We start from the raw sequence: 6416 nt of genomic DNA, 5'->3' as shown, positions 1-6416 counted from the left end.
GAACAGCCCGGCCAGTTCCGGCACGCTGTGGCTCTTGGTGATGATGTTCATCGTTTCTTTGTACAGCTCGTCGTAGCCCAGGTTGCCCCGGTCTTCGATTTGCAGGCGGAACCCGCCAATGGTGCCCAGACCTTGTACCGGCGGAGGCGGGAAGATCGCCATGTACGCTTCCTGAATGTTCGCGTACTGACCGTTCAAGGCCCCGGCGATAGCACCGGCGGACATGCTCGGGTCTTTACGTTCGTCGAACGGTTTCAGGGTCACGAACACGATGCCGGCGTTCGGGCTGTTGGTGAAGCCGTTGATCGACAGGCCCGGAAACGCTACGGCGCTTTCCACGCCTGGCTGTTTCAGCGCCAGGTCGGACATGCGCTTGATCACGTCTTCGGTACGGTCCAGGCTCGCGGCGTCCGGCAGTTGCGCGAAGGCCACCAGGTATTGCTTGTCCTGGCCCGGTACGAAACCGGTCGGGGTGCTGGAGAAACCGAAGAACGTCAGCACCATCAGACCGGCGTACAGCAACAGGGCGATGCCGCTGCTGCGGATCACACGGCGCACGGTGCCGACATAACCATGGCTGGCCTTGTCAAAGAAGCGGTTGAACGGACGGAACAACCAGCCACCGAAGATCTTGTCCAGCACTTTGGAGAAGCGGTCTTTCGGCGCGTCATGCCCTTTGAGCAACACGGCGGCCAGTGCTGGCGACAGGGTCAGCGAGTTGAACGCGGAGATCACGGTGGAGATCGCAATGGTCAGCGCGAACTGCTTGTAGAACTGCCCGGTGAGACCGGAGATGAACGCCGCCGGAACAAACACCGCACACAGCACCAGCGCCGTCGCGATGATCGGGCCGGTCACTTCACCCATGGCCTTTTTGGTCGCATCAAACGGGTTGAGCCCCAGCTCAATGTTGCGCTCGACGTTCTCCACCACCACGATGGCGTCGTCCACCACGATGCCGATCGCCAGTACCAGGCCGAACAGCGACAGGGCGTTGAGCGAGAAGCCGAACAGGTGCATCACCGCAAACGTACCGATCAACGATACCGGCACCGCCACCAACGGAATGATCGAGGCGCGCCAGGTCTGCAGGAAAAGGATCACCACCAGCACCACGAGGATCAGTGCTTCGAAGAGGGTGTGAACCACCGCTTCGATCGAGCCGCGCACGAAGATCGTCGGGTCATAGACGATGCTGTAGTCCATGCCTTGCGGGAAGCTTTTCTTCAGTTCTTCCATCTTGCCGCGAACTTCGTTCGAGATTTCGATGGCGTTCGAGCCAGGGCGCTGGAAGATCGGGATCGCCACCGCCGGCTGATTGTTCAGCAACGAACGCAGGGCGTACTGGCTGGAGCCCAGTTCAACGCGTGCGATGTCCTTGAGGCGAGTGATTTCACCGTTGTCGCCTGAGCGAATGATGATGTTCTCGAACTCTTCTTCAGAAACCAGGCGGCCCTGAGTGTTGACCGACAGCTGGAAGCTCTGGGCATTCGGGGCAGGGGGCGCACCGAGCTGACCGGCAGCGACCTGACGGTTCTGTTCACGAATCGCGGTCACCACATCAGTTGCGGTCAAGTTGCGCGAAGCGGTCTTGTTCGGATCGAGCCAGACCCGCAGCGAGTAGTCGCCCATGCCGAACAGCTGCACGTCACCGACACCACCCAGGCGAGCCAGCTCATCCTTGATGTTGAGGATCGCGTAGTTGGACAGGTAGAGCATGTCGTAGCGTTTGTCCGGCGAGGTCAAGTGCACAACCATGGTCAGGTCGGGCGAAGCCTTGTCGACGGTGATACCGATGCGCGTCACTTCTTCGGGAAGTTTCGGCTCGGTCCGGGTCACCCGGTTCTGCACCTGCACCTGCGCGTTGTCCAGGTCGGTGCCCAGCGCGAAGGTGATGGTCAGGGTGATCTTGCCGTCAGCGGTGGACTGCGAGGACATGTACAGCATGTTCTCGACGCCGGTGATGGCCTGCTCCAGCGGAGCGGCCACGGTTTCACCGATGACTTTGGGGTTGGCGCCCGGGAAGTTGGCACGTACCACCACGGTCGGTGGCACGACTTCCGGGTATTCGCTGATCGGCAGCTGGAACAGCGAGATCGCACCGGCGATCAGGATCAACAGCGACAGCACCGCTGCGAAGATCGGCCGCGAAATGAAGAATTGGGAAAAATTCATCGGAGTTGTCGTCCCTTAACCGCGTGGGGTCGCAGCGGCGAGCTTCACAACCGGAGCCTGTGCACCTTTGGCGGGTGCGACTTTGGGCAGGTTGCTGGCTTCCAGCGCTTGACGTTGTTGAGCCAGGGCAGCAATGGTCTGCTCGCTGGCCATCGGGATCACTTCAGGGGTGACCGGCGAACCCGGACGTACCCGCTGCAGGCCCTTGACGATGATCGTGTCGTCCTTGTTCAGACCGGTGCGCACGATGCGCAGGCCTTCGATCTTCGGCCCCAGTTCGACGGCGCGGTAAGCGGTCTTGTTGTCCGCATCCATCACCAGCACGAACTTCTTGCCCAGATCGGTGCCGACGGCTTCGTCGTTGATCAGCATGGCGTTGTAGGTGCCGCTGCCGACCAGCTTCAGGCGTGCGTACAGACCCGGGGTGTAGGTGCCGTCGCTGTTGTCGAACACCGCACGACCACGGATGGTGCCGGTTTTCGGGTTGACCTGGTTGTCGACAAAGTTCATCTGGCCCAGGTGCGGGTTGCCGTCTTCGTTGGACAGGCCCATGTACACCGGGGTGGTGGCGCCACGTTGGCCGTTGCGGGCGAGTTGGGTGTATTTGAGGAACACACGCTCGTCGGCGTCGAAGTAGGCGTAGACCTTGTCGGTGGAGACCACGCTGGTCAGCGGGGTGGTGTCGGCGGTCACCAGGTTACCGGCGGTGATCTCGGCACGGCTGACGCGACCGCTGATTGGCGCGGTGACGCGGGTGAAGCTCAGATTCAGCTTGGCCAGATCCAGTTGTGCCTGCAGGGCACCGACGGCGGCGCGGGCCTCTTGTGCGGCGCTGGTGCGCGAGTCGGCCAGCTCGGCAGAGATGGCGTTGCTGGCACGCAGACGCTCACCACGCCCGGCTTCGTTTTCACTGCGGGTGGCATTGGCGCGGGATTGGGCGACCAGGGCTTCGAGGCGGCGCACCTCAGCCTGGAATGGACGCGGGTCGATCTGGAACAGCAGGTCACCTTTCTTGACCAGGGCACCTTCGGTGAAGGCCACCTCATCGATCTGGCCGGAGACCCGTGGACGGATTTCAACGGTTTCCGGCGCTTCCAGGCGCCCGGTGAATTCGTCCCACTCGTTGACCGGTTGTTCCAGCACCTTGGCCACGCTGACTTTGGCAGCGGGCAGGGTGGCGGCAGTCTCCGGAGTCTTGCCGCAAGCGCTCATCACCAGCACGGCCAACATGGCCAAGGGGAAGCGCAAATGTTTGAGTGACTGTTCCATGGAATCATCCGCCAATGTATTGAAGATGGGCGGATGATGCTCGGCGAGGTGTGATGGCACGAATCGAATGAAGCAAAGGTAACTATCATTCGGAATGATATAAGACCGATTCGAGCCCTCTAGCATGCACCTTTCGTTAGGGGGCTATCAATTGGTTTGATGACAAATGTGTGTTGCATCGCAGGTAAATATGTCGGGGAGTTTTCAGCGGCGGGTTGCGCAAACAAAGAGACGGCCATGAAGGCCGTCTCGATCAACAGTAGCAGGCGGATTCAGTTGATACCTTTGCGGTTCGGCCCGAAACGGTTTGGCCCCGGCTGGCTGTCTTGCACCAGAAACACCAGGTTGACGATTGGCAGCAGCAACCACCAGCCACTGCGGTCGGTGTCGTGCATGCGGCGAACACCGACGGCAATGCTCGGCAGTAACATCGCCAGGCTGTAGAGATTGTAAAGGACGCCCTTGGTATTGAGCATTGCGTCGAGAACACCCACGACAATGCAGATACCCATGTTGATCAGTACGAACATCCAGTACTCGCGACGGGTTGCGCGGCCTTTGAATTCGGCATAGTTCTTCAACGCTTCCATGTAGGGGTTACCCGTCGTGATGGCGGGGCCGGTTGCATAGGATTGTTGAGTGGCCTGAGGTGCACCGCACTGTGGGCATGCCACGGCCAGACTGCTAATTTCCTTGGCGCAACCACGGCAGAAAACCAAACTCATATTTTTTCCCTAAAATCATTCAATCGATAGGCAGGACAGAACGAACGCGGCAAGGCCTGACAAAATGATGCCGGCAATCGCGAGGTTTCTTCCTGCGTGTTTTTGGTTGATACAGATGATGCCGCAGGCGAGGCCCGCAAGGCTGAGGATGCCTACACCGACAATCGCATCCCTGTCCCATTCGGAATCATCAAACAGGGTGATTGCGCTGAGAATACCGAGGATCAGCGACACGATGGCCAGCCAGGGCGTTTCGGCTTGTGTTTGCGGCACGCAGGCCTGCTGGACGGCCCCGCATTGGGGGCAGGTGAGCGCCGTTTCGTGTAGCTCCCTGGCGCAAGCACGACAATAGACCATTGCCATCGTTTTCCTTAACTGAGTGCGAATGCCCGACCCTCCATCGGTCGGAGCGGCGCTAAGTTAAACTTTATTACCGGATTTGTCATTAGCACTTTGCCATCATTGCTGCCGTGGGTATGCGGTTACGGAATGACTGAGGGCTATCGGGATGCAACCCCCAGGCGCGACATCCACCAGTCCCCGACTTTTCAGCAAGTCGCTGACCTGCATGTGCGGCACCATTCCATATCCCAGGCCACGGCGGAAGTGACAGGTAGTGCGTGGGATAAGCGTCTGCGGTGAGACCGAAGCGCGATTGCATGAAATCCGATTGCAAGGTGTCCTTGCGCGAATAGGCGAATACCGGCGCCGACCTGACCCATGACTGTATGCGCGTCAAAGGCTACTCGGGGCAGTGAACAAGGCAGATTGATTCCTCAAGACCTCGTATGCTTCTACCGCATTGGACCCGATCATTGTGGCTTGACCCTCTGATGATGCGTCCTCTGAACGTCGACACATTCGGCAATCGGTATCAAGACACCGACAGATGGGCACAGATCGCCGCGCGCAAGTACGCGAGATCATCGAAGAGTAATACGACTTTTAATGAGTGATTCTACGGCGACAAACAACGGCAATTGGTACGCGGTGATTGCCTTGGCACTGGCTGCGTTTGTGTTCAACACCACCGAATTTGTCCCGGTCGGTCTGTTGAGTGCGATCGGCAGCAGCTTCGACATGTCGACCGCGCAGGTTGGCCTGATGTTGACCATCTATGCGTGGGTGGTGTCGTTGACGTCGCTGCCCATCATGCTGCTGACGCGCAACGTCGAGCGGCGAAAACTGTTGATTGTGCTGTTCGGGATGTTTATCGCCAGCCACATTCTTTCGAGTCTCGCGACCAGCTTCGGCGTGCTGCTGGTAAGCCGGATCGGTGTGGCGTTGGCGCATGCGTTGTTCTGGTCGATCACCGCGTCTCTGGCCGTACGCCTGGCACCTCCGGGCAAGCAGGTTCAGGCGCTGGGGTTGCTCGCAACCGGTACTTCGCTGGCCATGGTGCTGGGGATTCCGCTTGGCCGCTTGCTGGGCGAAGCCATGGGCTGGCGCACGACGTTCATCGTGATCGCGGCATTCGCGGCTGCGCTGGTGTTTTGTCTGGCGCGAGTGCTGCCGCTCTTGCCCAGTCAGAATTCAGGCTCCCTGAAAAGTCTGCCAGTGCTGCTCAAACGGCCTGCGCTGGTGGCGATCTATATCCTGACGGCGCTGGTCGTGACTTCACAGTTCACCGCCTACAGCTACATTGAACCCTTCATTCTGACCGTGGCGGGCATGAGCGGCGATGTGGTGACGCTCATCCTGTTGCTGTTCGGGGGCGCCGGAATTTTCGGTTCGCTGCTGTTCAGTTACCTGCACAGCTACAACCCGCAGCGCTTTCTGATCATCTGCGTGTCGGTGCTCGCCCTGTGTCTGGCTTCGCTGTTGCCTTTGAGTGGCAACGTCTCATACCTCGGCGTACTCAGCGTGTTCTGGGGCATGGCGATCATGGGCTTCGGGCTGGCGTTGCAGTCCAAAGTCCTGGTGCTGGCCCCGGACGCGACCGATGTGGCGATGGCGTTGTTTTCAGGCATCTACAACATTGGCATCGGCGGCGGGGCGCTGGTGGGGAGCTGGGTCGGCAGCCAGTTGGGCTTCGCTTACATCGGGGTGGTGGGCGGCATGCTGGCGGCGACGGCGTTGTCGCTTTACTGCCTGTCGATTTATCGCAACAGCCGGGCTGGGGTTTGAGTAGCTGGCTGCCTGCTTAATGCGCAGGCAGCTCGAGGCTGTCCGGATCGCCAAAGAACATCTGAATACGCGAGCGCAACCAACGCTCCCCCGGATCATTATCCTGCGAACCACGCCAGG

General features: G+C 59.7%; 4 protein-coding genes and 2 pseudogenes. 1 reads left to right on the top strand and 5 read right to left on the bottom strand.

Features of this window, described 5'->3' with window-relative positions; genetic code table 11:
* The 4 genes and pseudogenes from DBR18_RS04900 to DBR18_RS04885 all read right to left on the bottom strand — a co-directional run.
* Positions 1–2175: pseudogene (locus tag DBR18_RS04900) on the bottom strand (efflux RND transporter permease subunit); the annotation flags it as partial.
* Positions 2176–2190: 15 nt separating this feature from the next.
* Complete coding sequence (gene mexE / locus DBR18_RS04895) at positions 2191–3444, bottom strand: multidrug efflux RND transporter periplasmic adaptor subunit MexE (RefSeq protein WP_108589462.1); 1254 nt, start codon at positions 3442–3444, stop codon at positions 2191–2193.
* A 272-nt stretch (positions 3445–3716) separates the two neighbouring features.
* Positions 3717–4169: a DUF805 domain-containing protein gene (locus DBR18_RS04890; protein WP_108589461.1), complete on the bottom strand. Its 453-nt coding sequence runs from the start codon at positions 4167–4169 to the stop codon at positions 3717–3719.
* Between the two features lie 15 nt (positions 4170–4184).
* Positions 4185–4532, bottom strand: coding sequence for a DUF4190 domain-containing protein (locus DBR18_RS04885; RefSeq protein WP_108589460.1), 348 nt, complete (start codon positions 4530–4532; stop codon positions 4185–4187).
* Positions 4533–5117: 585 nt separating this feature from the next.
* Between DBR18_RS04885 and DBR18_RS04875 the strand changes: the two genes are divergently transcribed.
* Positions 5118–6296 carry a sugar transporter gene (locus tag DBR18_RS04875; protein WP_108589459.1) on the top strand — a complete coding sequence of 393 codons (1179 nt, stop codon included), beginning with the start codon at positions 5118–5120 and terminating at the stop codon, positions 6294–6296.
* 16 nt (positions 6297–6312) lie between these two features.
* On the opposite strand, the pseudogene DBR18_RS04870 reads toward DBR18_RS04875, so the two are convergent.
* A pseudogene (locus tag DBR18_RS04870) lies at positions 6313–6416 on the bottom strand (LysR family transcriptional regulator); the annotation flags it as partial.

Source organism: Pseudomonas sp. HMWF021 (assembly GCF_003061005.1).
Classification (GTDB): Bacteria; Pseudomonadota; Gammaproteobacteria; order Pseudomonadales; family Pseudomonadaceae; genus Aquipseudomonas.
The sequence above is the reverse complement of the archived record's forward strand: the minus strand, read 5'-3'. Positions and strand labels throughout refer to the sequence as shown.